Origin of the sequence: Streptomyces sp. NPDC001315, from assembly GCF_042896175.1 — a bacterium.
Taxonomy (GTDB): domain Bacteria; phylum Actinomycetota; class Actinomycetes; order Streptomycetales; family Streptomycetaceae; genus Streptomyces.
This window is the reverse complement of the sequence record NZ_JBIAWZ010000061.1, coordinates 1-1,348: the sequence shown is the minus strand read 5'-3', so window position 1 is coordinate 1,348 and position 1,348 is coordinate 1. Positions and strand designations below refer to the sequence as shown.

The 1,348-nt window shown below is 67.4% G+C and carries 1 protein-coding gene; it reads right to left on the bottom strand.

All coding sequences use genetic code 11. The annotated features are described in order from the left end of the window. Positions 1-38 precede the first annotated feature (38 nt). Positions 39-1,279, bottom strand: a protein-coding gene (locus tag ACFY16_RS43115) for an IS3 family transposase (RefSeq protein ID WP_390652691.1) whose coding sequence is annotated in 2 segments (ribosomal slippage) — positions 39-943 and positions 943-1,279 — 1,242 coding nt in all. Because the reading frame shifts where the segments join, the coding sequence is not laid out codon by codon here. Positions 1,280-1,348: the final 69 nt, after the last annotated feature.

Below are 1,348 nucleotides of genomic sequence, written 5' to 3'. Positions count from 1 at the left end.
GGGACTTCCACCCGACGAGTGGACACCGTTTCATCCTGTTATGCGGCGAGTTCGAGCGTACTCGATCGCCGCTCGTAGTCGACCGGGCTGAGCTGTCCGTTGGCGGAGTGTCGGCGCCAGGTGTTGTATCGGGCGAGCCAGCGGAAGACCGTCCGCCGGCAGATGTCCGCTCCGGCGAAGCGGCGGGAGCCCTTGAGGATCTCCCGTTTCAAGGAGGCGTGGAAGGACTCGCAGGCGGCATTGTCCGCGCTCGTGCCGACCGCACCCATGGACTGGGTGACACCCAACTCGGCGCAGAGGTCGGCGAATTGACGCGACACGTACTGGGCTCCGTGATCGCTGTGGAAGATCGCGCCGGCCAGGCTGCCGCGGGTCGCGGCGGCCATGGTCAGTGCATCGGCGACCAGGTCGGTGCGCATGTGGTCGGCGATCGACCAGCCCACCACGCGGCGGGAGAAGCAGTCGATGACCGTGGCGAGATAGAGGAACTCGCCGTCCTTGACGGGGAGATACGTCACATCGCCCATGTATTTCAGGTTCGCCTCCGGCGCGGTGAAGTCCCGTTTGAACAGGTCCGGGACCGGCGTCGCCGACGGCTCGGGCACAGTTGTGCGGACCTTCTTGCGCAGGTGCGTGCCGATGATGCGGAACTTGCGCATCACGCGGGCGACCTTCTTCTCGTTGATCTCCATGCCGTGCGTGTCGCGGAGCTCGGCCGTGATGCGCGGAGCCCCGTAGGCCTGGTCGGACTCGGCGTGGATGGTGGTGATTTTCTCGGCCAGGGCCGCGTCTTCGCGCTCCCGCGCGGCGCGGGCCTCACGGCCCTGGCGCCACTTGTAGTAGCTGGAGCGGCGGACGTCGAGGACCTGGCACAGCCGCTGGACCGGGTAGGCCTCGCGATGATCCTCAATGAACCGGCAGCGGCTTACCAGGTCATCTCTGAGGCGAAAAACTTTGTCGCCTTGCGCAGGATGTCCCGCTCGGTGGCGAGGGTGGCGTTCTCCTTGCGGGCGGCCTTCAGCTCGGCTTCCAGGGCCTGGACGCGGGCTTCGAGCTCCTCGCGGGTGGCCTCGGAGGCCGGGGTGGTGCTGGTCACGTTCTTCCTGGTCATGCCGGTGGTGCTGCCGCCGCGGGCGCGGTCGGCGCGGATCCAGTTCCGCAGGGTCTCCGCATTGATCCCCAGGTCACGCGCGGTCTGCGCGATCGTGAGATCGGGGTCCGAGTGGAACAGGGCCACGGCATCGGCCTTGAACTCGGGCGAATAGACCTTCATCACCATAATCGGTCACCCTCTCCCGACCCCCACCGGGGTCGGCGTCAGGGTGTCCACCACCCGGGGGGAGGTCCC